This is a genomic window from Collinsella sp. AF29-7AC, assembly GCF_003475665.1.
GTDB lineage: Bacteria > Actinomycetota > Coriobacteriia > Coriobacteriales > Coriobacteriaceae > Collinsella.
Genome location: NZ_QRQX01000005.1, coordinates 33181 through 57143, shown reverse-complemented (window position 1 = coordinate 57143; position 23963 = coordinate 33181). Strand labels below are relative to the sequence as shown.

Below are 23963 nucleotides of genomic sequence, written 5' to 3'. Positions count from 1 at the left end.
CCACGAGCATCATAGGAGCATGCCCCCCACCACCAGCATGGCAAGCATCGCGAGCTCGGCCCATTGCAGAAACCATCCGGCCAAATCCCCCGTCACCCCGCCGAAGCGGGACAGGGCAACATGGCGGTACCACGCGAGCACCAAAAGCCCCGCCACCGCCATAAAGGCGCCGACGGCCTGAGCGCACGCGACCATCCCTGCAGCCGAAGCCGCAGCGAAAGCGCAAAGCGGCACGACGATCGCCGCGCGCTTCTTCGCAGGCGAGAGCCCCGCGGCCATGCCGTCCGCCCGCGCGGCAGGCCAGCATTCAACGGCGAGTCCCGAAAGCGCGCGGGAGAACACGAGCGAGCACAGAAGCGCGAGGAACGCCCCCGCCGTAAGCGGCAGCGCGGTGAACAGGGAAAACTGCAGAATAAGGTACACAACAACACCGATGACCCCGAAGGCGCCCGCCCGCGGATCGTGCATGATCTCGAGCTTTCGCTCGCGCGGGGCCCAACTTGCAAGCGCATCGGAGGTGTCGCAGAGCCCGTCTAGGTGGATGCCTCCCGTCACCGCCACAGGCAGCGCCGCGAGCACGGCCGCGACGATGGTCGCGGGCACGCCGAGCAGGTTCGCCACGTGCCCCCACGCCGTCATGAGGAAGCCTTCCGCAAGGCCCACCAGGGGAAACGCGGCAAGTGCATGGGTTGACCCGAAATCGGTCCAGACCGATTTCGGGACGGGGATGCGCGAGAACGTTCCGAACGCCGCGCCGATTGCCTCTGCTATCTTCACCTTGTAGGTCCTTCGCCTTTCATCCACACGGGAATCCCGCATACCACTTCGACTGCATGGTCGGCCAGCGCCGCCACGCCCGCGTTCACGCGCGCGAGCGCGCGCCTCCATGCCTCGGTCCCTTCATCGTAGCGCATCCCATCGGCGAACACGTCGACGGTGACCACCACCGTATACGCAGCGGCCTGAGCGAGCCGTTCGATGCCTCCGAGTACCTCGCGCGCCGCAGCGTCGGGGTCACGCGGGGACAAGCCGCCTTCCGCGAAAAGCTCGTTCGCAACCAGGTTGCCCACGTCCTCCAAAAGAAGCGTGCAGCCGCGCGGAAGCCCGGACACTGCGGCGCCCACGTCACGCGTTCGCTCGAGGGTGGAAAACCCCTTGCCCTCGCGCAGCGCCCGATGGCGCGCGATGCGGCGGGCGCCATCTTCCCCGAAGGGCTCCATCGTTGCCAGGTACACGCGAGGGCCGTCGTGCCCGAGGCACAGGGACTCGGCGTAGGCGCTCTTGCCGCTCGCGGCGGCGCCGATGACGAGCGTCACCGTCATTTCCCGGCCTCGAAATGCTCGTAAGCAGCCATGCCAGTCGCCGTGAACGTCTTCCCATCCCGGTACACGCGCAGCGCCGAATCCAGAAGGGGGAGATACGCCATGGCGCCCGCGCCCTCGCCCAAGTGCATGCCTGCGTCGAGGGGCGCCTTTATGCCGAGCTCGCGAAGGAGCTCCCGGCTTGCGGGTTCGCTTGATGCGTGGGTGCCCACGAGGTAGCCCAAGGCGTTGGGGCACAGGCGCGCCGCGCACAGGGCCGCCGTGCAGGATATGACCCCGTCGAGGAGCGCCGGCGCCTTCGAGACCGCGGCCCCCAGGTAGAAGCCGCACATCGCAGCGATGTCGAAGCCGCCCACCTTCGAGAGCACGTCGATCGGGTCGGCGGGATCGGGCGAGTTCGCGTCGATAGCGCGGTCGACCACGTCGCGCTTGCGCGCGAGCGAGGCGTCCGAGAGCCCCGCGCCGCGCCCGACAAGGCTCCGCGCGTCCGCCCGGATGAGCACTGCGGCCACCGCCGCCGAGGTGGTCGTGTTGCCGATGCCCATCTCGCCCGCGGCGAGAAGGCGCACGCCGGCGCGGGCAAGCCCGCACGCGACGGCGATTCCGACCTCGATCGCGCGCACGGCCCCATCGCGAGACATAGCGGAGCCGTGAGCGATGTTGCCGCTCCCCCGCCGCACGTTCGCGCGCACCATGCGCGCGTCTTCTATGCCCCGGGCCATACCCACGTCGACGGGCACGACCTCGGCACCCGCGAACGCCGCCATGCGGCAGGCGCTCGCGGCCCCCTCGCACATGTTGCGCGCGACGGCTCGCGTCACATCTTGCCCGCTTTGCGACACGCCTTCGGCAACGACCCCGTTGTCGGAGAAGAATACCGCGAGCGCACGGGGAAACTCGGCCACCTCGGCGCTCCCCTGAGCTGCGGCGATACACGCGACGGCGTCTTCAAAGTCGCCCAATCCCCCCAAGGGGTGCGCGATGGAGTCCCACGCGGCGTACGCGGCGGCACGGGCGCACTCGTCTGCGGGCGCGATCCGGGAAAGCGCGGCTTCGAGCACGGCGCCCGGCGCCGACGAGAACGCGCGCTCGACTTCCTCGCGGATGCAGGCAAGCGCGGTTTCGGTTGCTTCAGCCATGCCGCCTCCTCTCTGCGAACGACGCTGCGGCAGACGCGAACGCGCGCGCAACGTCGGGGTTCGCAGGATAGTACACATGCGGGAAGCCCGCCACCAGGGACGGGGTGGTCGTCATGCACGGCCAGCCCTTGTCGCGCCGGGGCTTCTGCGCCCAAAAGTCGCCGCCCGGGCAGGTGGACTGCCAGTAGTGGAACTCGTGCGCGCGGATGCGTGTGCCGCGCGGCCCGTAGAGCCCGTCGCGTTGGGAAGTAAGCTCCACGTACCCGAAATGGGACAGCCTTCCCCCGTTCTCGCTTGCGCCCTCAAGGGCGCCCGCAACAGGCCAGCGCCGCCCCTCGCTATCGGCGATTTCGCGCTGCAGGTACAGAAACCCACCGCATTCGGCGACCGTCGGCATGCCGGATTCCACCGCGCGCCGCACCGCCTCGCGCATCGGCGCGTTCTCGGAGAGCTGCCGCGCATGGAGCTCCGGGTAGCCGCCCCCCAGATAGAGGGCGCTTGTCCCCCGGGGCAACTCGCTATCACACAGGGGGCTGAAAAAGGCCAGCTCGCGACCCAGATCCTCGAGCGCGCGCAGGTTCTCCTCGTAGTAGAACGAGAACGCCTCGTCACGCGCAACGGCGACGATGGGCCGCGCTCCCGCGATCGGCTCCAACCGGTAAGGTTCCTCGCGGATATCGGGTGCCGTCGCCGCCATTTCGAGCAAGCGGTCGACGTCGACGCTCTTTTCCACCAGCTCGGCCATCTTGTCGATGCGCGCGGAGAGCTGCTCGACCTCGTCGGCGGTCACAAGCCCCAGATGCCGGCTTTCGAGCGAGAACGCCTCGTCGGCGGGGATATTCCCCAAAACCGCGACGCCCGTGTGCTTCTCGATCGCAGGCGCCGCGTAGGCGCAGGCAGCGGCGCTCGTCTTGTTCAGCACGACGCCGCGCACGTTCGCACAAGGCAGGAACTCGGCGATGCCGCGGATTACGGCGGCGAGCGATAAAGACGCCCCGCGCCCGTTCACCACTAAAACGACCGGCGTTTCCGTGTCGCGCGCAACCTGGTAGCTGCTCGCGTCGGCCACGCCGGGCGCCATGCCGTCGTAGAAGCCCATAACCCCCTCGAGCACCGCGACATCCGCGCCCGCGGCGCCGCGTGCGAGCAGGGCGCGCAGCGTCGGGGCGTCGGTGAAGAAGCCGTCTAAGTTGCCCGAGCGCGCACCCACGACGCGGCGGTGAAAGAGCGGGTCAATGTAGTCGGGGCCGCATTTGAAAGCCGCGCATGCAAGGCCGCGACGCGCGAGCGCGCGCAGGAGCGCGCACGTGACGACCGTCTTGCCGCTCCCGCTCGAGGGCGCAGCGACCATGAAGCGCGGGATGGACGTGCTCACCGGGCGCCGCCTTCCCCACCTGCGGCGCCGCAGTTAGCAAGCGAGACTACCTCGACGGATGGGTTCCCCTCGACAGAGAGGTCCTCCCCGACAGGCGACTCAGCAAGCGCGCCGACTTCGGCAAGCTCCTCGGCATCCGCGCCCGCACCACGCGCGCTGACGAGGAACACGGGGTTTTGCGCCTTCATAAGATGGTGCGAGCCTACAGCCTCGGCACGGGCGGCCGACACCTGGCACGCCTCGAACCCCTTAAAGCGCGAACCCGAGAGGAGCGCGCACGCCTCGGTGAGCGTCTCAACGGTGACGCATGGCACGCACAGGCGAACCTGCGAGTTCTTCTCGAGCGCCGCCTCCACGATGGAGGGAAGCTCGCCCGCGCTCCCGCCGACGAACACGGCGTCGGGGACAGGCAGTTTCGCGAGCGCTTCGGGGGCGACACCGGGGACCGCATGCACGTTGCCGCACCCGAATGCATCCGCGTTCTCTCGGATGAGCCGCACGCCGGCCGCGTTGCGCTCGACCGCCCATACCGACCCCGCTCGCGCGACGAGCGCCGCCTCGATCGACACGCTCCCCGTGCCGGCGCCGACATCCCACACGGTGTCGGCCGCGGTAAGGCGCAGCTTCGCGAGCGCGACGGCGCGCACCTCCTGCTTGGTCATGGGAACGTCGCCGCGGATGAAGAGCTCGTCGGGAATGCCCGAGGAAGCGTACGGCCAGCGGGAGCTCGCGGCGCGGGATGCGCCCGCAGAGTCCGCCGCGAAAGAAGCCGCCGCGGGCGCAGACGCGCCGGCCGGCGCCTCGGAGGCTGCGCTAGAGCCCGCAGGCGACCCGGCGCAGCCTGCGAACTCGATAAGCATCACGTTCAAGTCGTCGAACGTCTGACCTGCGATTTCACTTGCGGTCGCGCAGGTGATGCGCTCGTCGGGGTACGACAGGCGCTCGGCCACCGTCACGCGCGCGTCCGCGAAGCCCGCCTGCACAAGCTCGCCCGAAAGCCGCGAGGGGTCTTCCCCGCCCGACGTGGCGAGGAAGAGCTCACCTGCGCGCTCGGCCTCGGCCACGATGTCGCACGCCAAGCCGTGAGCGCTCGCGAAGCGCCAATCCTGCCATGGACGCGCGAGGCGCGCGGCGAGATACGACGCTGAGCTTATGCCGGGAATGACGCGCACGTCCACCCGCGCGTCGCCGGAGAGCGCCTCCACCAGGCGGCGCGCGCCGCTGAACAGCCCCACATCGCCCGTCATCACGACCACGGCGCGCTGCCACGACGCCGCATCAATGAGCGCGGCGACGATGTCCGCCGTCTTCACGAGCTCGCATCTCACCACGTCGGGCGGCACGTCGATGCCGACAAGCGCGCGATGAGCGCCGATGACCACGTCGGCGATGTCGATCGCGTCGAGCGCCGCACGCGAGAGCAAGTCGGGGTTTCCGGGCCCCGCCCCGATGATCGTTACCTTTCGCATGGAATCTCCCGATACCCGCGCGGCGTGACCATACGGCCGCCTACGCGCTTCGTGTCCGCGTTGCCGACGAACACGGTGGTGAACATGTCGGCGTCGAACTCCCCCAGCTCGGAGAGCCTGCACATGCCCGACTGCTGCCCCTCGCGCCCGATGTTGCGTACCCAACCGCAGAGCGTGTCGGGGGCCTTCCATTCGAGCATAATCTTAGCCGCGCGCGAGAGCCTGTCGGCGCGCTTTCTGCTGCGCGGGTTGTACAAACAGATGCAGAAGTCGGCGCTCGCAACGGCAGCGAGCCTGCGCTCGATGACCTCCCACGGCGTGAGCAGGTCGGAGAGCGACACGACCGCGAAGTCGTGGGCAAGCGGGGCGCCGAGCACCGCCGACCCGCTCTGAGCCGCGGTGGCCCCGGCGATAACTTCCACGTCTACATCGGGGTAGTCCTCCGCAAGCTCCAGCACGGGGCTCGCCATGCCGTACACGCCCGCGTCACCGCTGCACACGAGCGCCACGGCTTCTCCGCTCTGCGCGCGCGAAAGCGCCAGGCGGCACCGTTCGACCTCGTGCATCATCGGCGTCGCGAGATGCGCCGCGTCGGGCACGGCGGCGAGCGCGAGCTCCACGTATTTCGTGTACCCCACAACGATGTCGGCCGCCTCGAGCGCGCGCCGAGCCGCAATCGTCATGCCGTCGGGGCCGCCCGGGCCGATCCCCACCACGAAGAGCTTTCCCATCACCGCTCCTTAAACGAAAGTTCGATAGTTACCTTGGAAAACGCGACGGTCACGCCGCCGTGAGCGAGCTTCGGGAAGATAAGTTTGCCCCCGCCCGCGAGCGCCGCGCGCTCGCACACATTGTCGACCCCCACCGTCGCACGCACGAAATCAGATGGCGAAACGCTGCCTTCGACCTGCGACAACTCCTCTGCGGAATACGTCGCAAGCGGGATATTGCGCGCGCGGCAGAAGGCGAGCAGACCCTCCTCGTGCGCCTTCACGTCGATCGTCGCCGCCTCGCGCACGGCCGAAGGCGAGATGCCCGCCTGCCCGCACGCGAGAAGAAACGCCTCCCCGATCGCTTCGGCGCACGCACCGCGACGGCACCCTATGCCCGCAACGATGCAGGGCACGACAAGGCGAAGCGACTCGGGCGCAGGCGCCTGCGCCCGCACGCCCGCCGGCTTCCCCGTCACACCGGCGGGTACGACCTCGCCCGTTGTCTCCGCCGCGCGAACGGACGCACCCGCATTCGCGCCAGCGAACGGCGACACGACGATATCGGCCCGAGCGCGGTCGGACGCAATGTCAACCCCCTCAGGCGGCTGTCCCGAAATCGGCATGTCGGAATAGAGCGCCACGCGCCCGCCCGAAAGCAGCCGCGCCGACACTCGCTTGATGGCCTCGGGATTCGAAACGGCGAGCCCCGCACAGCGCGCCCACGTATCCACCGCCCACACGCCGCGGACGTCGGTCGCCGTGGTGATGACGGGGATGGCCCCTGCCGCGCGTGCCACAGTTTGCGCAAGCTCGTTCGCACCGCCCAAATGCCCCGACAAAAGCGGGACGGCAAAGCGCCCCGCCTCGTCGATCGCCACAACCGCGGAATCGCTTGCCTTCGAGGCGACATGCGGCGCGATCGCCCGCACGGCGATGCCCGCCGCGCCCACGAACAGAAGCGCGTCCGACGCTTCCCACGCGAGCGCCGTCCATGCGCGCAGGTCGGCCTTCCCCTCGCCGAACCCGCGCGAAACGGAAACGTCCCAGCCAGGGTCATCTTCACCTGTCTGCGCGCAATCGGAAAGCGCGTGTGCGGTGCGCTCCGCCAACGCATACCCCCTCTCAGTGAACGCTATGCAGGAAACCCTCATCTAGCGCACCACCATCGTCGAGAAGTAGCTGCCCCGATCGGGCACATCGTCGAGCGAGCGATACACGCGCTCGCCCGGAAGCCCACAGTCCTCTACGAGCTCGGCACCGTCGAAGGCGCCCTCCTCGCGAAGGATGCGCTTCGTGTCCGCAAGCGAGCGACGCGCCTTCATGACCACCTTCGTCCCCGGCCAGCCGATTGCGCGGCGCACGTCGTCGTAGCCGCCGGGCACGATGTGCAGAGGCGACGACATCTCGGGCGTGAGGTCGCGCTCGAGCGCTGCGGCGACCGCGCAGAAGCTCGGCACGCCGGGAATGGCGCGCGCCTCGAACCCGCAGGCGCGCACGTCGGGCGCTATGCGCTGGAAGGTGGCGTAGATGCTCGGGTCCCCCAGGTTCAGCAGCGCGACGTCGCGGACCGCATCCAGGTGCGCGACAAGCTCGCGAACAAGCGAGGCATGCTCGGCCGTGCGGCGCTCGGCGTCGCGCGTCATCGAGAATCGCACGGGGATCACCGTCTTGCTTGTAAGGTCGACGGCGCCGCGCACGATGTCGAGCGCGACCATGGCCCCGTCCGCCGTCTGCGGTGCGGCGATGACCGGACACGATTCGATTGTGCGGACGGCCTTGATCGTGAGCAGCTCGGGGTCGCCAGGCCCCGTGCCCACCCCGTACAGCACGCCTTTACTCATACGTAGCCCCCAATTCCCCGATAACTGCATCGGCGCCCGACGTGCGGAAAAGCTCTCGGCGCTCGGCGTCGAACACGACCGCGGCGATGTCGCATGCGCCCGCCGCGCGGCGGCGCAACCTGTCATCGATTGCCGCAGCGAGCGAGGCGCGCGCAGCGTCCCCCACGCCGGCGGCCTCGATTACCTCGAGCGCCGCCGTGGTCGTGACCGACGACATGATCTCGCGCACGGTCTTCGCGCCAGCGCCGGCCAAGGCCGCGTGGGCGGCCAGAATCTCCGCGCGGCAGTCGGCGGTACGCGAATGGGTGTCCATGATGCCGCCCGCAACCTTCACCAGCTTGCCGATGTGTCCCACAAGAAGGACATTGGTAAATCCCTCGCGAACGCAGCAATCAATCGCATCGCCCACGAAGTTGGAGATGAAGACCACCGGCGCACCGTTTAGGTGGAAATGCCCCGAGATGAACTGTGCACCGTAGTTGCCGGGCGTGAGCACGACTCCGCGCCGCCCCATAGCCGCATGCTGCCGGATCTCGAGCTCGATGCTGTCGCGCAAGGCAGCGAGACTGCGCGGCTCGACGATGCCCGTCGTGCCCAGGATGGAGATGCCGTCCTCTATCCCCAGGTGCGGGTTGAAGGTCTTTTCGGCAAGGGAAACACCCTCGGGTACCGAAATCGTCACAGCGATATTTCCAGAAAAGCCGTGCGCGGCGCACACCTCGCGCACCGCCGAAGTGATCATCGCGCGCGGCGTCGCGTTGATGGCGGCCGCCCCCACCGGCTGCTCGAGCCCGGGCAACGTCACGCGCCCCACGCCCACGCCGCCATCGACGGAAACTTCCGATTCGCGCGCGGGCACGCCCTTGCTGCCCGCAGCACCCGTGCCCGACCCCGCATGTTCCACGCGCGCGTACACGAGCACGCCGTCGGTCACATCGGCATCGTCGCCTGCGTCCTTTCGCACGGCGCACTGGGCGCACCCCTCGCCGATACATGCGTCGACCACGTTCGCCTCGACGGGCAGCCCGCCGGGGGTGACGATCGACACGCGGCCGACGGGCTTTCGTGACAAGAGCATCTCGCAGGCCGCCTTCGCCGCGAGCGCGGCGCAGCTCCCCGTGGTGTAGCCGCAGCGCAGGCGGGTCGTCCCGGTATATATGTAGTGCTCGAAGGCCACGCTAGCTGCTCGCCTTCCGATACCCTGTGGCAAACGAAGGGTCGTAAAGCTTGCTGCGCTCGTACGACTCCGCTTGCGCGCCGTTGTGCGCAAGCCCGCCGCGAGCTCCGAGCACGCGGCCCACCACCACGAGCGCCGTGCGGTCGATGCCCTCTCGCGCGCCCGCATCGGCGAGCGTGCCCACTGTGCATCGCACCACGCGCTCCTCAGGCCAGGTCGCCTTGTACACGAGCGCCGCCGGCTCGTCGGAGCTGCGGCCCGCGGCCAAAAGCTCGGCGGAAAGCTCGGCGAGCATACCCGAGCTCAGGAAGATGACCATAGTCGAGCCGCTTTCCGCCATGGTGCGCATGCCCTCGCCCGCGGGCATGGGGGTGCGCCCGGAAAGCCGCGTGATCACGACCGACTGGCTGATTCCCGGCAGCGTGTATTCCTGGCGAAGCGCCGCCGCGGCACCGCAAAAGCTCGACACGCCGGGCACCACCTCGTAGTCCACGCCGCGCGCGTCGAGCGCGTCCATCTGCTCCTGGATGGCGCCGTACAGGCACGGGTCGCCCGTGTGCAGGCGCACCACTTCCTCGCCCCGCGCATCCGCCGCGCACATCACGTCGAGCACTTCCTCCAAGGTCATGTGCGCGCTGTCGTAGACGATGCAGGATTCCTTGCACTCGGCGAGCAGCTCGGGGTTCACAAGGCTCCCCGCCCAAACGACCACGTCGGCCGCGCGCAGAAGACGCGCCCCGCGCAGCGTGATAAGGTCGGCGGCGCCCGAACCTGCGCCAACGATATAAATCATCCGAGCCTTCCCTTCCCGTTTCTCATCGCAACCGTTTACGCCGCCCTTCGCGCAGCAGGCAAGACACGGCGCCCGCAGCGGCAATCGGCGCAAATACGTAGGCAGGAGGCGCAATGCCGCCCGCCCTGGCTTTGACACGCCCACAAACGCCCACTATCATAGTGGTAGTTTCGGCAACGAGCATATGACAATCGAATAAAAGGAAATGACCGGCGCGGCGCCCACACAGCCCACGCTGGCTTGCGGAGGGAACCAGGTGGGAATCCTGGGCAAGGGACATTACTGTGTAGGACGCGCGGGCGAACCGCCTCGCGCCCCAAGCCAGACTGCTTCGCCTTTTCCTCACGGCATCGCCGTGGCGTTATCTCCTTGTGAACCCCGAGGAGTGCGCTTCCCTTTCGAATGCAAGAAACAGGCGCGCTATCCCTTTGCGGACGAGCGCGCTTTTCTTTCGCTTGTGCCGATAAGCAACTGTCGCCGGGGGACCGGCAAACCGAGGAAAGGGAAAACCATGTCCGACCAGATGTCACGCCGCGGCTTCATGGGCGCCGCAGCAACCGGAGCCGTCGCGCTCGCCGGATTCGCGCTCGCGGGCTGCTCCAGCACCTCCGCGAGTCCCGAGAAATCGAGCGAAAAGGAGAAGGCCGTGAAGCCGGTCATTCTCGTCACGAGCTTCGGCACGAGCTACAACGACTCGCGCCACATCACCATCGGCGCCATCGAAGACGCTATCCGCGAGAAGTACTGGCAGGACTACGACATCCGCCGCGCCTTCACCGCGCAGATCATCATCGACAAACTGAAGAAGCGCGACGGCATCACGATCGACAACATGACCGAGGCGCTCGACCGCTGCGTGGAAGACGGCGTGAAGGAAATCGTCGTGCAGCCGACGCATCTCATGGCTGGCCTGGAATACGCCGACGTGAAAGACGAGCTCGACAAGTACGCCGACAAGTTCGACAAGATCTCGCTCGGCGACCCGCTGCTCACCTCCGACGACGACTACAAAAAGGTGGCCGCAGCCATTAAGGAGAACATGGCGTCCTTCGACGACGGCGAGACGGCGCTGTGCCTCATGGGCCACGGCACCGAAGCCGATTCCAACGCCGACTATGCCAAGATGCAGGAAGTGTTCAAGAACGAGGGTTTGACGCAGTTCTTCGTCGGCACCGTCGAGGCTGAACCGACCTGCGAGGATGTTATCGCCGCCGCGAGCGCCGCAGGCTACAAGAAGGCCGTGCTCGCGCCGTTCATGGTGGTCGCGGGCGACCACGCGAACAACGACATGGCAGACGAGACCGACCCCGACAGCTGGGCTGCGAAGTTCGTGGCCGCCGGCTTCGAAGTGACGTGCCTGCTCCAGGGTCTGGGACAGAACGTCGCGGTCGACGACATCTACGTCTCGCACGTGGACGACGCCATCGCCAAGCTGTAAACTCGCCGCGCACGGGGGCGCCGGTCGCGTCCCCGTGCAACGGGCATGCGCCTTTCCCCGACTGACGACGCATGCCCGTTGCATTCGCATTCCGACCGCCCACCGCACGGCACGGGCGGTCGAAGCGATTGAAAGGAACCCCCTCCATGTTGAAGAAAACCCTCGTCTTCGCCCTGTCGGCGGCGCTTTGCGCGTTCTCGCTCGCCGGCTGCGCCGGAAATTCAATCGACAGCGCAAAGGCAAGCGATGCCGATTCCCAGGAAAAGACCGAACAGGCGGCCGATGCGCCCGCGGGCGCAAGCGCTGCCCCCATCACCGCCGACAAGGTGGCCGACGGCACCTATCCAATCACCGTAGATTCCAGCTCGAACATGTTCAGGATCGTGGACGCCCAGCTCATCGTGGAAAACGGCTCCATGCACTGCGTGATGACGCTTTCCGGCACGGGCTACGGCAAGCTCTTCATGGGCACGGGCGACGAGGCTGCCGCCGCGAGCGAGGCCGACTTCATCCCCTATGTGGAAAACGCGGAAGGCAAGTACACCTACGACGTGCCCGTTGATGCGCTCGACGAGGACACCGCCTGTGCCGCGTGGAGTATTAGAAAAGAGCAGTGGTACGACCGCACACTTGTGTTCGAATCCGCCGGCGTCGATCTGCGCGCCGACGCACTGAAGTAACGCCATGCGGTCGATTCTTCCCAAGGGGGAAAACAGGAAGCTCCACAGCATCGCGGCGCGCGCGATCGCCTGCGTTCTCGTCGCCCTGCTCGCGCTTCCCTTCGCGGGGTGCAGTGCGAGCCCGAACGCGACCGGTGGCACGGCGGGCTCTCAGGAATACACGGTGAGCGTCTCGCTTTCCGGCGGGTCAGGGCGCGCAAGCATCGCCTCACCCACCACAATTGTGAAGGATGGCGACACCTACACCGCGACCATCACCTGGTCGAGTTCGAACTACGACAAGATGACCGTCGACGGCGTGGACTACGCGCCCGTAAACGACGGCGGCAACTCCACGTTCGAGATACCCGTCACGCTCGACGAGGACATCGCCGTGTCGGCCGAGACCGTCGCCATGTCGACGCCGCACACCATCGACTACACGCTCCACTTCGACTCATCCACCATGAAGGAGAAATCGGGCGACGATGCAAGCGGCGGCTCCCCTGCGGGAACGGCTTCAAGCGCCGCGGCCGACTTCCACAACGCCGATTTGGGCTGCGGCTGGGAGCCGACGGGAGCGCTTCAGCTTGAATACGCCGAGCACTTCACTGTCGACGAGTTCGAAGGCGGTCTGCGGCTTATCCGCGTTTCGAATGGGGAGCGTTTCCTCGTGGTGCCGCAAGATGCGAAGGTACCTGATGGGTTGAGCTCCGACATCGCGGTCATAAGGCGCCCCGCCGACAAGGTGTACCTCGTGTCGTCGGCGACGATGTGCCTGGTCGACGCGCTCGATGCGAACGACAATATCATCATGTCGGGCACGAAGGCCGACGATTGCTCGGTCGCAGGCTTCAAAAGCGCGCTCGAAAGTGGGGCGATCGCCTACGGCGGCAAGTACAGCGCGCCCGACTACGAGCGAATATCGGCCTCGGGCTGCACGCTCGCCATCGAGAACACCATGATCAACCACACGCCCGATGTGAAGGAAAAGCTGCAGAAGCTCGGGCTCGTCGTGCTCACCGAACAGTCGTCGAGCGAGCCCGAAGCACTCGGGCGCGTCGAGTGGATTAAGCTTTTCGGCGTCCTGTTCGACAAGGAAGACGAGGCCGCGCACCTGTTCAACGAGCAGAAGGCCCGCGTCGAGCAAACGTCGGGGCTCGCGTCGTCAGGTAAAACCGTGGCGTATTTCTACATTAACTCGAACGGGGCCGCCGTCACGCGGCGGGCGGGCGACTACGTGGCGCAGATGATCGAGCTTGCAGGCGGCAGCTACGCGCTCGATGACGCGCAGGCGTCGTCGACGTCAGGTTCGTCAGTAACGCTCGAAATGGAGCGCTTCTACGCGACGGCGAAGGATGCCGACATTATCGTCTACAACGGCACCATCGACGAGTCAGTTACCACCTTGAACGACTTCGTAGGCAAAAACGCGCTATTGTCGCAGTTCAAAGCCGTGAAGAACGGCAACGTCTGGGTCACAAGCGCCGACATGTACCAGCAGATGACTTCTACCGCCGACATTATCGACGAGCTGCACGGGGCGTTCACCGGCAATGACGCGAGCGACTTCCATTATCTGAGGAAGCTCGGTTAGCGCCATGAGAAGCCGGTTTTCCATGGCATACGACGAATCGGGGCGCGCCGCGCGGTGTCGCGTCGTGACGGCGCTGCTCGCTGTTGCCCTCATCGTGCTCGTCGGGGCCAACCTGTGCATCGGGAGCGTGCTCGTGCCCGCAGACCACATCCCCGGCATCCTTTCGGGCGGCGCGGCCAATTCCATGGAAAGCCAGGTCATCTGGGAGATTCGCCTGCCGCGCGTGCTTTCAGCCGTGCTTCTCGGCGGGGCACTTTCGCTTTCCGGGTTCCTGCTGCAGACGTTTTTCAACAACCCCATCGCCGACCCGTTCATCTTGGGCGTCTCCTCGGGCGCAAAGTTCGTTGTCGCGCTTACGATGATCGTGCTTCTAGGCGCGAACCAGGCCATGTCCTCGCCGGCCATGGTGGCCGCAGCGTTTCTGGGCTCGCTTATCACCATCGGCTTCGTGCTCCTCATCGCACGGCGCATAAGTTCCATGGCCATGCTCATCGTGGCGGGCGTCATGGTGGGATACATCTGCTCGGCGGCGACGAACTTCCTCATCGCCTTCGCCGACGACCAGTCCATCGTGAACCTGCACAACTGGTCTTTGGGTAGCTTCTCGGGTTCGAGCTGGCACGACGTTGCGGTCATCGCGGTCGTGGTGATCACCGTGAGCGCATGCGTATTCGCGATATCGAAGCCCCTTTCCGCCTTCCAGCTGGGAGAAGCCTACGCGAAAAGCGTCGGCGTGAACGTCGCACGCTTCCGCGTGGTGCTCGTCCTTCTAGCGAGCATGCTCTCCGCCTGCGTGACCGCGTTCGCTGGTCCGGTGTCGTTCGTAGGCATCGCGGTTCCGCATCTCGTGAAGTCGGCGCTAAAGTCGTCGAAACCCATCCGCGTGATTCCTGCGTGCTTCTTGGGAGGCGCCATCTTCTGCGCGGGCTGCGATTTGATCGCACGTACGCTGTTCTCTCCCGTTGAGCTTTCCATCAGCGCCGTCACCGCCATCTTCGGCGCGCCGGTGGTTATCGCGCTCATGTTGAAAAAGCGGGTGAGGTAGATGGGGGAATTCGTGCCGCGGCCCAAAAAGCTCGGAGGGAACATTCCATGCTTAGACAGTCCTGAGCTCGCACGAAAGCGCCAGAAGGCACTTTCGGCTCGTGCGGAACTGCGCGCGGAACGACTCCTCCGAGCGGAGTCGAACCTCGAAGCCCCGGTCGAAACGCAGGCTGACGGAGTTCCGCTTTTCCGCATAAGCGACCTGTCGGCGGGCTACGACAAGAAGGTCGTAGTCGGAGGCGTCGATCTGGAGGTTCGCGCGGGCGACGTTGTGGCGCTCATCGGGCCGAACGGCTCGGGCAAGTCGACCATCTTGAAAACCATCACACGCCATCTGGCACCGCTTGCCGGCGCGGTCGAGCTCGACGGGCGGGAGATTTCCCGATGGAAGACGGCGGAGTTCGCAAGGAACCTTGCCGTTATGCTGACAGATCGCCCCCGGACCGAGCTCCTCACCTGCCGCGATATCGTAGAGGCGGGAAGGCATCCCTACACCGGGCGAATGGGCACACTCTCGCCCGACGACCATAGTCGGGTCGACGAGGCCATGAAAACCGCACATGTGGAAGAGCTCGCCGAGCGCGACTTCATGCAGATAAGCGACGGGCAACGCCAGCGCGTCATGCTCGCACGCGCCATCGCGCAGGATCCGCGTGTGCTCGTGCTCGACGAGCCCACGTCGTATCTCGATATCCGCTACCAGATCGACCTGCTGCGAATACTTCGACACCTTGCGAAATCGCGGAATGTGGCTGTCATCATGTCCATCCACGAACTCGAGCTCGCGCAGAAAAGCGCCGACAAGGTGATTTGCGTGAAGGACGGCCGGGTCTTCCGCGCCGGCGTACCCGAGGACATATTCACGCGCGAGACGATTGGCGAGCTCTACGGCCTTCAGCATGGCACCTTCAACGAGCGCTTCGGCAGCGTGGAAATTGGGCGCCCGCACGGCGATGCGCACACGTTCGTCATCGCCGGCGCAGGTACGGGGTCGGCTGTGTTTCGCCAGCTCATCCGGCAGGGCAAGGCGTTCTACACGGGCGTTCTGCACGAAGGGGACATCGACTGCGAGCTCGCGCGCGACCTGGCGGCGGAATGCGTGGCCGAGCGCGCCTTCGAGCCGATCGGGGATAGAACCATAGCCCGCGCCAAAGAGCTCCTCGTCCACTGCGCGCGCCTTATCGTGTGCCCCGCCGCCTTCGGCACCATTAACGCCCGCAACGCAGAGCTCGTCGAGTTCGCACGCTCGCACAGTATCGAGGTCATGCGAGCGTGCGAAGGCGCATCGGAGGATTCCCAATTGGGGTGGAAAGGATAAACTGGACTTTCTTTTAAGGATCCTCAGGCTACAGCTCCTACGCCGGCGAGGTCTACAAGGCGCCGGAGAACCTCGTAAACAGGAATTTCCACGCCGACGAGCCCAACCTGCTGTGGCTCACCGACATCACCGAGTTCAGGCTCCCGGGCGGCGAGAAGGTCTACCTGAGCCCGGTCATCGACTGCTTCGGCGGGATGCTCGTCGCCTGGTCGATCGGGCTGCACCCCGACAAGCGCCTCGCGAACTCGAGCCTGCGCCTAATCCAAGCGAGATTCCAGACTCGACAGGCCATTGAGAGTCAGGTCGTTGGCGACCTCCGAGACGCGCTCGATAGGAACCGAGCCGTCAGACAGCGCCCATGTGCGATAGATTCCGATAATACCCGACAGCAAAAACGCCAGATAGTAGTCGAACATCTCGTCCTTGAGACCGTGGGGCAGCAGATCGCGCTCGGCAATCTCGTGCTCGAGCGGCACGCGCAAACGCGTCATAAAATCGTCGAGCGGGATGTTTTCAATCAGCTGGCGATTGAGCACGAGGTTATTGCAAAGTGCCTCGTTGATGGTCTTAAAGAAGGTAGCCGCCGCTCCGAGGGCGCGCTCGTTAGGGTCACTGCCCATAGTGGAAAGCGTCTTTTCGACCGAGTCGACGATCATCTCGACCACATCGGCGGCAATGGCATCGAGCAGGCCGTCAACCGTACCAAAGTGAACGTAAAAGGTCTTGCGGTCGACATTGGCCTCGCGCGCAATGGCACTCACCGTAATGTCTGCCAGCGGCTTTTCCATGAGCAAGCGCTCAAAAGCGGAAAGGATGGCATTGCGGCTGCGAACGATACGGCGATCAATACGCGGTTTACTGGTGGCCATGGGTGTGTCCCTTCGATATGCGAGCATTCATCAACAGATGAGAGATAATCTACGTAAGAGGATTATCCCCCATACAGCTCAAATATGCCCCGCATCATGAAGAACGCACGACTGCCCTACCGCGACTTAGGGTGCTTCTTCTTATTGAGCGCCGACGGAGATACGCGGATACCGTCGCCCGTCTGGCGGACATAGGCTTTATGAGCCGGCTTAGCGGTCCCAGAAGCCTTCTGAGCGTGCTTCCTGGGATCAACGGTAACAGCATTCGTGGGGTGCGGCTTAGTGGGCGCAGAGGGCGTCTGAGGCTCGCGGCCGAGCTTGCGCATCACGCGATCCCAGCGCGCACGGATGCTCTCGTTGTGGGCGCTCTTAAGGCCCAGCAGGGGCGCAGCCAAAATGGTCGGCGCAATAAATGTAATGAGGCGCCACAGCAGATAGCCGGCGGTCGAAGCCGACCCAAAGAAATGACCCAAGAACAATGCAAAGCCGCCCTCAGCGCCACCAGTTCCACCGGGCAAGGGAACCGCAGAGCTCAGCAGCTGGACAAAGGCGCTCGCGGCCATGACCGAAAAAAAGTCGACCTCGTGGTGGCCAAAAGCAAGCATCAGGAAATATGGAACCAGATAGAAAAACGCGAGCTGCAGCATGGTGATAAACACGGTGAGCAGCATGGAAGAAAAATGTCCGGCCGAAAGCTTGAACTTCTCGGAGAAGGAGTAGATCTCGCCGTCGACAAACGTGCGCCATCCCTCGATCTTAGTGGCCGAGACACCTATGCGCTCGAGCCAATTGATGATGCAATGGGCGACGCGCGTGACGGTCTTAGGCATGAGCGCGACGGCGAAGATACCAAGCAAGATGCAGCAGTGGCCGCCAAAACTAAAGACGCACAGCAGCGTCATGTCGCCATAGCGCTCGGCAAAAAACGGCATGCGAGCAAGCAATAGGATAGCGCCCCAGGCAACGAGGCCAAACTGATACACGATAAAACGCGTGAACTGCGTGGCGCCGGCCTCGCCGACATTTTGGCCCGCTTTGGTCAGGCGGTAGATCTGGGCAGGCGTAGAGCCCATCATCATGGGTGTCAGATTACCAAAGAAGATGCCACTCGCCTCGACCGAAATGAGGTCGCGGATACCGACGGGCGAATTGGGGTCGAGCCAAACGGCAATCGCATAGGCCACAATGCCAAAGAACAGATACATAAACATGCAAAGACACGCGACAACGAGCCAGGGCGCCTGGACGCTCGACATAGCAGCCCAGAACTGCCCCATCTGCCCGGTTACCACCAGATAGACGATATAACCCACCAGCACAACGCCGATAAAGATTGCGCCGCGGCGTGCGCTCTTATTGTCATCGCCGCCCGAGGCCTCAACCTCGACCTGGGGCTTGGACGTATGCTGAGAGGACTCCGTCATGAGACTCCTTCTAACAGTCAAAATATCTTGATTATTGTACCCGTAAGGGCCATAAGCAGAACGCAAAGCTCTTGTTCAAACGGGAATGACAGACAGTTGTTTGATAAAAAAACCCGGCCTTCCGTGGAAAGACCGGGTATCAGATGCGTGGTAGCCCGTACCAGATTCGAACTGGTGATCTCCGCCTTGAGAGGGCGGCGTCCTAAACCGCTAGACGAACGGGCCACATGACATCTGCACTGCCGTGCTGCGAGGAAATATATTACGGGACAAAAAACATCAGCGCAAGAAGAAATTCCAAATTGCCGAAAAATTGTCGACAGGTTATGGAACGCGCAGGTCAACTAATTAGCTAATTCAAGTTGAGATGAACCAAAAGGGTTTCGCGATCGTTGGGGATGTTGTCCTCGATAACGGCTTCGAGGGCGGCGTTGAGTAGCTGGCCTAGCTCGGGCCCCGGCTTCACACCGGCACGAATCAAGTCGCCGCCGTTGATAGCAAGCATCTTGAGCGAATAGGGCTCCCCCGCCTCCAACAAATCATGGGCGAGTGAGCGCATCTCTTCGATCGTCTCGACGTAATAGAAGCACGACGGCGCCTTGCCCAGCGTGTCGGCACGCTTAAGGTCCATAAGCTCGTCCATCAGGCGCGGCGTATCGACGCCCTCGCCCGAAAGCAAGCGCATCATATTGAGCAAGCAGGAGCGCTCGGGGCGCAGCGGCTTGTCGTGGTACTTAATGAGCAGGCACACGTCGCGGACCAAGTCGTGCGAAAGCGCCAAGCGATCCATGATGGCGCGCGCCTTCTTGGCCCCGAGCTCGGGGTGACCGTAAAAGTGGCCGCTGCCCGCATGGTCGACCGTAAAGCAATCGGGCTTGGAAACGTCGTGCAAAAACGCCGCCCACATTAGGCTCATTGAGGGTGTAAAGCCGTCGCACAGCGCCAACTCCCCCGCCACCGTCAGCACACGGGCGATATGCTCGTAAACGTTAAACGCATGATAGACGCTGCGCTGATCAAACCCGCGACCCGCTGCAAACTCGGGCACGGCGGCGCAGATGAGCTCGGGGTAGCGCAGCATGGCGTCTCCCCCGTGGCCGGTCGAAAGGATACCCTCGAGCTCAATGCCCACGCGCTCGCGCGCCACAGCATCGAGCAGCGGCGCGCACTCGGCAAGCGCCTGTTTAGTCTTAGGCTCGATCATAAAATCCAGACGGCAGGCAAAACGCACCGCGCGCAACATGCGCAGGGCATCCTCGTTAAAACGACGCTTGGGATCTCCAACGGCGCGGATGAGCTTGCGGTCTAGGTCGCCCTGACCATCGTAGCGGTCGACAAGACCACGCTCGGGATGCCAGGCCATAGCGTTAACGGTAAAGTCACGACGCGCCAGATCGTCCTCAAGCGACGCCGCACGCTCCACACTCTGGGGATGGCGGCCGTCGGTGTAAAAGCCGTCTAGGCGGTAGGTGGTGACCTCAATGCGCTCATCATCGCAAATAGCCGTGATGCCGCCAAATTTTATGCCCGACTCGACCACGGCAATATCAGCCGCTTCGAGCGCCTCTTTGGACTCCTGCCACAGGCCGCTGCAGCACATGTCAACATCGTGGCTGGGGCGTCCCATCAGGGCATCACGTACCCAACCGCCCACGTACCAAGCCTCAAGACCTGCTGCCTCAAGCGCACGCAGGACACGGATAGAGGCATCGGTCGGCTGCGTACCGTTGAGCGAAACATTGCACATGCCTATGGCCTCCTGCGACTATCAAATTGGCTATCGATTGCGTCTGCAAGAAGTCTAGCAAGAAACAGCCTCCACTGCACACGCAAGTCCGATAAACAAAAACGCATCCGTCCTGGTCTAAGACGGATGCGAAATAATTGAACTATTCAGGCAAGGTGCCGGAACTAGCAAACCTGACGGATTGCAATACCCTTCTGATACTCATCGACCTTGGCAAAATCGCCCAGACCCGGGCACTCGACCACGTTGGCGCCGGTGGCCATCGAGAGGCGCAGGGCATCCTCGACGCGCTCGGGGGCGTCGTGCCACACGGACAGGAAGGCGGCCAGCGAGGAGTCGCCCGCGCAGACGGTCGACAGCAGCTTGACGTCGAAGGTGCGGTTGGCAAACCAGATGTGCTCGCCGTTGGAGAAGTACGCGCCGTCGCCGCCGAGCGTCAGCAGTACATTCTTAGCGCCCTTGGCGTGCAGCTCGGCCATGGCGCCCTTGACGGACTCGTCGTCGCCACCGCTCACCTTAATGCCAAAGATGTCGAGCAGCTCGTCGTCGTTAGGCTTAATGAGCAACGGCTCCATAGCAATGAGGTCGGCCAGCTGATGGCTCGAGATATCGAGCACGAACTCGGCGCCCTTCGCCTTCACGCGACGCAGGACCTCTGCCAGGAAGCTCTCGGAGGTGTTGGGGGGCAGCGAGCCGCTGATAACCAGGCAGGTCATGTCATCGAGCGAATCGATAAGCTCAAACATCTCCTGCTCGTTGGCTTCGTTGATGGCGGCACCGGCGTTGACCATGTTGTACTCGGTGTCGGGACCGGCGTTGAGGAACACGTTAACACGCGTGATGCCGTCAGTCCACACGGGCTTGACGGGCACGCCCAGGGCCTCGGCGCCCTTAACGATATACTCACCCGAGAAGCCGGCGAAGAAGCCCAGGATCGTGGTGTCGACGCCGTAGTGGTCGAGCGTAAACGAAACGTTGAGACCCTTGCCGTTGGGGGTGTAGACAGCGTTACGGGTGCGGGTAACGGTGTTGGCGGACAAGCCATCGCAGGAGATGTTGTAGTCAATAGCGGGATTTGCAGTAAGCGTGTAAATCATGAATGTTCCTTTCACGAAGCAACGTGTTAATGAAAGTATATTCCACGCTTCGGCAAAAGGCTACAACAACTCGGTGAACGGTGTGGAACGCGTGAAGCGCGGCTCCGAGGTTCGAGTGGGACAAAAAACGGCGCCCCGGTCGAAACCGGGACGCCGTATGCGCACGAGTTTGTCGTGTTTCGCTTACTTGCGATCGAGCTTGCGAACGGCAACGCGCTTGCTGTACTCGTCGACGTGACCAAAGTCGCCGATGCCGACGGACTCAGCAACGTTGGCGCCGGTGGCCATAGCGAGCTTCATGGCCTCCTCGACGTTGTCGCGATCCCTGTACCACTTGTGCAGGAACGCAGCGAGGGTGCAGTCGCCGGCGCAGACGGAAGAGACAAGCTTGATGTTGAACTCACGCTTGGCATACCAGATGTCCTCGCCGTTGGAGAAGTAAGCGTCACCGCGGCTACCACGGGTGAGCAGCACGTTCTGGACGCCGGCCTCGTGAGCCAGCTTCATGGCAACGCGGACCTCGTCGTCGGTGTCGACCGGCACGCCGAAGATAGCCTTCATCTCGTGATGGTTCGGCTTAATGAGCAGCGGCTTCTTGTGAGCGAGCTCCTTGAGCTTGTCGGAGGACAGGTCCAGGACGACGTCGGCGCCACGGGCCTGAGCGTGCTCCATGACCTGAGCCAGGAAGTCGGGCGTAGCTTTGGGAGGCACGGAGCCGGAGACGATCAGGCACTCAAGGTCGCCCGCGGTGTCCAGGATGTTGTAGAGCTCCTCCTGATGCTGCGGCGTGATCGGAGCACCGGGGTTGAGGATGCCGTACTCGTGCTGGCCATCGTTGACGTAGGTGTTGATGCGCGTGATACCGTCGGTCCAGACCGGGCGGCAGAGGCAACCCAGGTTCATGACCTCCTCGACGATGAACTTGCCCGTGAAGCCGGCGAAGAAACCGAGCGCGACGGTGTCGACGCCCATCTTCTTAAAGGCGAAGGACACGTCGAGGCCCTTGCCGTTAGCCGTGTAGCTGGCCGAGCCGGTGCGGACGTTCTCGTCGGGCTCGAGCGGAGAGCTCGAAACCGTCATGTCGACAGCCGGGTTAGCGGTTAGCGTGTAGAACATTTACAGTACCCCCTGTATATGTGAGGGCCGCGTGGCCGGCCCATTCCAACCACGCGGTTACCTCTGATACCAAATTAGCGAGCTGCGGACTCGAGCAGTGCCTTGACCTCGGCAGCGGTGATGCAGGCGAGCGCCTTCTCGGCGAGCTCGTCGCACTCGGCCTTGGTCCACTGGCTGATGGTCTTGCGGGCGCGCAGGATGGACGGAGCGCTCATCGAGAACTCCTCCAGGCCCCAGCTGATCAGCAGCGGCTCGAGCAACGGATCGGCAGCGGCCTCGCCGCACATACCGACCATGATGCCGGCCTTCACGCCGCTCTCGATGATGTTCTTGAGCGAGCGGAGCACGGCGGGATAGTAAACCTGGTACAGGTTGGAGATGGTGTCGTTGCCACGGTCGGCGCACATGGTGTAGCCGATCAGGTCGTTGGTGCCGATGGAGAAGAAGTCGGCGACCTCGGCCAGGCGGTCAGCGAGCAGCGAGGCTGCAGGCGTCTCGACCATGATGCCGACCTCGATGTTCTCGTTGAACTTGCGACCCTCTTCGGTCAGCTCGGTCTTGCACTGCTCGACGAGCTCCTTGACAGCCAAGACTTCCTCGACGCAGGTGACGAGCGGGATCATAATCTTGACGTCACCGAAGGCGCTGGCGCGCAGCAGGGCGCGGAGCTGGACCTTGTACTGGTCGGGGTTGGCCAGGCAGTAACGCACGGCGCGGAAGCCCATGAAGGGGTTCTCTTCCTTGACCATGTGCAGGTACGGAATCTCCTTGTCGCCACCCACATCGAGCGTGCGGATGATGACCGGAGCGCCCTTGAGCGCGCTGGCGACCTTACGGTAGGCGTTGAACTGCTCCTCCTCGGAAGGAAGCTCAGCAGAGTCCATGAACAGGAACTCGGAACGGAACAGGCCGATAGCCTCGGCGTCGTGATCGAGCGCGTTGGGCACGTCATCGGGATTGCCGATGTTGCAGGCAATGATCTTCTTGATGCCGTCGGCAGTCACGGACGGCTTGCCGCGGAAGGCCTCGAGAGCCGCCTTCTCGGCAGCGAAAGCCTCGGCCTTGGCAGTGTAAGCGGCGAGCGTCTCCTCATCGGGATCGGCCTCGACGATACCCTTGCCACCGTCGACGACAACGGTCATGCCGTTGCGCAGTGCGGTGCAGCTGTTGGAAACCGAAAGGACAGCAGGGATCTCGAGGGCGCGCGCAATGATTGCGGAGTGCGACGTGCGGCCACCAGTCTCGGTGACGATACCGGCAACGTGCGCCTTATCGATCGTGGCGGTCATGGACGGCGTGAGGTCGTGCACGACAACGACGGTGTTCTCGGGCAGGACGGAAAGGTCGACGACCTCCTTGCCCAGCAGCTCGGCCAGAATACCGGTGCGGATGTCGGCGATGTCGGCCGCGCGCAGACGGAACATCTCATCGTCCATGGACAGGAACATGTTCTCGAACATGGTCGAGGTGTCCATGAGCGCCTGCTCGGCGCAGGTGCCGCCGTCAATGGCGGCGTTGATGGCGTCGGTCATGCCCGGATCCTGAGCCAGGACAATGTGTCCGCTCATGATCTCGGCCTCGGCCTCGCCCACCGTCTCCTTCATGTGATCGGCCTGAGCCTGGGTCTTCTCGCAGAAGACCGAAAGAGCGGTCTGATAGCGCTCCTTCTCTGCTGCCGAATCAGCAACCTCGTGCGGCTCAAACGTCAAGTCGGGATCGACGGCGACCATGACGGTGCCGATACCGATGCCCTCGGAAGCGTTGACTCCCTGATACATTCCCATTCCTCTCTCCGTGTCATGTGATAAAGCGTTTTGCCATATCC

The 23963-nt window shown here is 64.1% G+C and carries 21 protein-coding genes, 1 tRNA gene and 1 pseudogene; 6 read left to right on the top strand and 17 right to left on the bottom strand.

The features are described from left to right. Positions 1 to 9 precede the first annotated feature (9 nt). The 10 genes from DWZ15_RS03215 to cobM are packed head-to-tail and all read right to left on the bottom strand — an operon-like array spanning position 10 to position 9829. Positions 10 to 777: an adenosylcobinamide-GDP ribazoletransferase gene (locus DWZ15_RS03215; RefSeq protein ID WP_158572484.1), complete on the bottom strand. Its 768-nt coding sequence runs from the start codon at positions 775 to 777 to the stop codon at positions 10 to 12. After that, complete coding sequence (locus DWZ15_RS03210; protein ID WP_118449460.1) at positions 774 to 1322, bottom strand: bifunctional adenosylcobinamide kinase/adenosylcobinamide-phosphate guanylyltransferase; 549 nt, start codon at positions 1320 to 1322, stop codon at positions 774 to 776. The genes DWZ15_RS03215 and DWZ15_RS03210 overlap by 4 nt, the downstream gene beginning before the upstream one ends. Further along, a complete protein-coding gene (gene cobT / locus DWZ15_RS03205) occupies positions 1319 to 2461 on the bottom strand; it encodes a nicotinate-nucleotide--dimethylbenzimidazole phosphoribosyltransferase (protein WP_118449331.1) in 1143 nt (380 codons plus the stop codon). The genes DWZ15_RS03210 and cobT overlap by 4 nt, the downstream gene beginning before the upstream one ends. Continuing rightward, the gene (locus DWZ15_RS03200; RefSeq protein WP_233544619.1) at positions 2454 to 3836 is read right to left on the bottom strand and encodes a cobyrinate a,c-diamide synthase; all 1383 of its coding nucleotides are present in this window, start codon (positions 3834 to 3836) and stop codon (positions 2454 to 2456) included. The genes cobT and DWZ15_RS03200 overlap by 8 nt, the downstream gene beginning before the upstream one ends. After that, entirely contained in the window at positions 3833 to 5305 is a 1473-nt protein-coding gene (gene cbiE / locus DWZ15_RS03195) for a precorrin-6y C5,15-methyltransferase (decarboxylating) subunit CbiE (RefSeq protein ID WP_118449329.1), read from the bottom strand. Before cbiE ends, DWZ15_RS03200 begins: the two co-directional genes overlap by 4 nt. Continuing rightward, complete coding sequence (cobJ, locus tag DWZ15_RS03190; protein WP_042435525.1) at positions 5293 to 6036, bottom strand: precorrin-3B C(17)-methyltransferase; 744 nt, start codon at positions 6034 to 6036, stop codon at positions 5293 to 5295. The genes cbiE and cobJ overlap by 13 nt, the downstream gene beginning before the upstream one ends. Next, on the bottom strand, positions 6036 to 7169 hold the full coding sequence (locus DWZ15_RS03185; RefSeq protein WP_118449327.1) for a cobalt-precorrin 5A hydrolase: 1134 nt from the start codon (positions 7167 to 7169) through the stop codon (positions 6036 to 6038). The genes cobJ and DWZ15_RS03185 overlap by 1 nt, the downstream gene beginning before the upstream one ends. Continuing rightward, on the bottom strand, positions 7170 to 7859 hold the full coding sequence (gene cobI / locus DWZ15_RS03180; protein ID WP_117583471.1) for a precorrin-2 C(20)-methyltransferase: 690 nt from the start codon (positions 7857 to 7859) through the stop codon (positions 7170 to 7172). It lies immediately after the preceding gene. After that, positions 7852 to 9036, bottom strand: coding sequence for a cobalt-precorrin-5B (C(1))-methyltransferase CbiD (cbiD, locus tag DWZ15_RS03175; RefSeq protein WP_233544618.1), 1185 nt, complete (start codon positions 9034 to 9036; stop codon positions 7852 to 7854). The genes cobI and cbiD overlap by 8 nt, the downstream gene beginning before the upstream one ends. Before the next feature lies 1 nt (position 9037). Further along, the gene (gene cobM / locus DWZ15_RS03170; protein ID WP_118449325.1) at positions 9038 to 9829 is read right to left on the bottom strand and encodes a precorrin-4 C(11)-methyltransferase; all 792 of its coding nucleotides are present in this window, start codon (positions 9827 to 9829) and stop codon (positions 9038 to 9040) included. 511 nt (positions 9830 to 10340) lie between these two features. On the opposite strand from cobM, the gene DWZ15_RS03165 reads away from it, so the two are divergent. From DWZ15_RS03165 to DWZ15_RS10660, 6 genes and pseudogenes are all read left to right on the top strand, one after another. Then, the gene (locus tag DWZ15_RS03165; protein WP_118449323.1) at positions 10341 to 11267 is read left to right on the top strand and encodes a sirohydrochlorin cobaltochelatase; all 927 of its coding nucleotides are present in this window, start codon (positions 10341 to 10343) and stop codon (positions 11265 to 11267) included. Between the two features lie 146 nt (positions 11268 to 11413). Then, positions 11414 to 11947, top strand: coding sequence for a hypothetical protein (locus DWZ15_RS03160; RefSeq protein ID WP_117716075.1), 534 nt, complete (start codon positions 11414 to 11416; stop codon positions 11945 to 11947). A 4-nt stretch (positions 11948 to 11951) separates the two neighbouring features. Continuing rightward, on the top strand, positions 11952 to 13523 hold the full coding sequence (locus tag DWZ15_RS03155; protein WP_118449321.1) for an ABC transporter substrate-binding protein: 1572 nt from the start codon (positions 11952 to 11954) through the stop codon (positions 13521 to 13523). A 22-nt stretch (positions 13524 to 13545) separates the two neighbouring features. After that, positions 13546 to 14568 carry an iron ABC transporter permease gene (locus DWZ15_RS03150; protein ID WP_118449319.1) on the top strand — a complete coding sequence of 341 codons (1023 nt, stop codon included), beginning with the start codon at positions 13546 to 13548 and terminating at the stop codon, positions 14566 to 14568. Beyond that, positions 14569 to 15885: an ABC transporter ATP-binding protein gene (locus DWZ15_RS03145; RefSeq protein ID WP_118449317.1), complete on the top strand. Its 1317-nt coding sequence runs from the start codon at positions 14569 to 14571 to the stop codon at positions 15883 to 15885. It begins immediately after the preceding gene. A gap of 29 nt (positions 15886 to 15914) precedes the next feature. After that, a pseudogene (locus DWZ15_RS10660) lies at positions 15915 to 16139 on the top strand (DDE-type integrase/transposase/recombinase); the annotation flags it as partial. Positions 16140 to 16142: 3 nt separating this feature from the next. Here DWZ15_RS10660 and DWZ15_RS03135 read toward each other — a convergent pair. The 7 genes from DWZ15_RS03135 to ptsP all read right to left on the bottom strand — a co-directional run bounded on the left by DWZ15_RS03135 (position 16143) and on the right by ptsP (position 23916). Beyond that, entirely contained in the window at positions 16143 to 16754 is a 612-nt protein-coding gene (locus DWZ15_RS03135; RefSeq protein ID WP_158572483.1) for a TetR/AcrR family transcriptional regulator, read from the bottom strand. A 116-nt stretch (positions 16755 to 16870) separates the two neighbouring features. Then, entirely contained in the window at positions 16871 to 18178 is a 1308-nt protein-coding gene (locus DWZ15_RS03130) for a lysylphosphatidylglycerol synthase transmembrane domain-containing protein (protein WP_118449313.1), read from the bottom strand. 148 nt (positions 18179 to 18326) lie between these two features. Then, a tRNA-Glu gene (locus DWZ15_RS03125) sits at positions 18327 to 18403 on the bottom strand. Positions 18404 to 18530: 127 nt separating this feature from the next. Further along, a complete protein-coding gene (locus DWZ15_RS03120) occupies positions 18531 to 19925 on the bottom strand; it encodes a CCA tRNA nucleotidyltransferase (protein WP_117736313.1) in 1395 nt (464 codons plus the stop codon). Positions 19926 to 20089: 164 nt separating this feature from the next. Further along, complete coding sequence (locus DWZ15_RS03115; RefSeq protein WP_117583462.1) at positions 20090 to 21022, bottom strand: 1-phosphofructokinase family hexose kinase; 933 nt, start codon at positions 21020 to 21022, stop codon at positions 20090 to 20092. A gap of 183 nt (positions 21023 to 21205) precedes the next feature. Then, positions 21206 to 22138 (bottom strand): 1-phosphofructokinase family hexose kinase, encoded by a 933-nt coding sequence (locus DWZ15_RS03110; RefSeq protein WP_055250439.1) that lies wholly within the window; start codon positions 22136 to 22138, stop codon positions 21206 to 21208. Between the two features lie 74 nt (positions 22139 to 22212). Next, entirely contained in the window at positions 22213 to 23916 is a 1704-nt protein-coding gene (gene ptsP / locus DWZ15_RS03105; RefSeq protein WP_118449311.1) for a phosphoenolpyruvate--protein phosphotransferase, read from the bottom strand. Positions 23917 to 23963: the final 47 nt, after the last annotated feature.

Bases quoted from the DNA above. Each gene is read 5' to 3' on its own strand.
- DWZ15_RS03155 (WP_118449321.1), top strand. From the start codon at position 11,952: ATGCGGTCGATTCTTCCCAAGGGGGAAAACAGGAAGCTCCACAGCATC.
- cbiE (WP_118449329.1), bottom strand. From the start codon at position 5,305: ATGCGAAAGGTAACGATCATCGGGGCGGGGCCCGGAAACCCCGACTTG.
- DWZ15_RS03150 (WP_118449319.1), top strand. From the start codon at position 13,546: ATGGCATACGACGAATCGGGGCGCGCCGCGCGGTGTCGCGTCGTGACG.
- cobT (WP_118449331.1), bottom strand. From the start codon at position 2,461: ATGGCTGAAGCAACCGAAACCGCGCTTGCCTGCATCCGCGAGGAAGTC.
- DWZ15_RS03130 (WP_118449313.1), bottom strand. From the start codon at position 18,178: ATGACGGAGTCCTCTCAGCATACGTCCAAGCCCCAGGTCGAGGTTGAG.
- DWZ15_RS03115 (WP_117583462.1), bottom strand. From the start codon at position 21,022: ATGATTTACACGCTTACTGCAAATCCCGCTATTGACTACAACATCTCC.
- cobM (WP_118449325.1), bottom strand. From the start codon at position 9,829: ATGATTTATATCGTTGGCGCAGGTTCGGGCGCCGCCGACCTTATCACG.
- ptsP (WP_118449311.1), bottom strand. From the start codon at position 23,916: ATGTATCAGGGAGTCAACGCTTCCGAGGGCATCGGTATCGGCACCGTC.
- DWZ15_RS03110 (WP_055250439.1), bottom strand. From the start codon at position 22,138: ATGTTCTACACGCTAACCGCTAACCCGGCTGTCGACATGACGGTTTCG.
- DWZ15_RS03120 (WP_117736313.1), bottom strand. From the start codon at position 19,925: ATGTGCAATGTTTCGCTCAACGGTACGCAGCCGACCGATGCCTCTATC.
- cobI (WP_117583471.1), bottom strand. From the start codon at position 7,859: ATGAGTAAAGGCGTGCTGTACGGGGTGGGCACGGGGCCTGGCGACCCC.
- DWZ15_RS03185 (WP_118449327.1), bottom strand. From the start codon at position 7,169: ATGAGGGTTTCCTGCATAGCGTTCACTGAGAGGGGGTATGCGTTGGCG.
- DWZ15_RS03160 (WP_117716075.1), top strand. From the start codon at position 11,414: ATGTTGAAGAAAACCCTCGTCTTCGCCCTGTCGGCGGCGCTTTGCGCG.
- cobJ (WP_042435525.1), bottom strand. From the start codon at position 6,036: ATGGGAAAGCTCTTCGTGGTGGGGATCGGCCCGGGCGGCCCCGACGGC.
- DWZ15_RS03165 (WP_118449323.1), top strand. From the start codon at position 10,341: ATGTCCGACCAGATGTCACGCCGCGGCTTCATGGGCGCCGCAGCAACC.
- DWZ15_RS03135 (WP_158572483.1), bottom strand. From the start codon at position 16,754: ATGGCCACCAGTAAACCGCGTATTGATCGCCGTATCGTTCGCAGCCGC.
- DWZ15_RS03145 (WP_118449317.1), top strand. From the start codon at position 14,569: ATGGGGGAATTCGTGCCGCGGCCCAAAAAGCTCGGAGGGAACATTCCA.
- DWZ15_RS03210 (WP_118449460.1), bottom strand. From the start codon at position 1,322: ATGACGGTGACGCTCGTCATCGGCGCCGCCGCGAGCGGCAAGAGCGCC.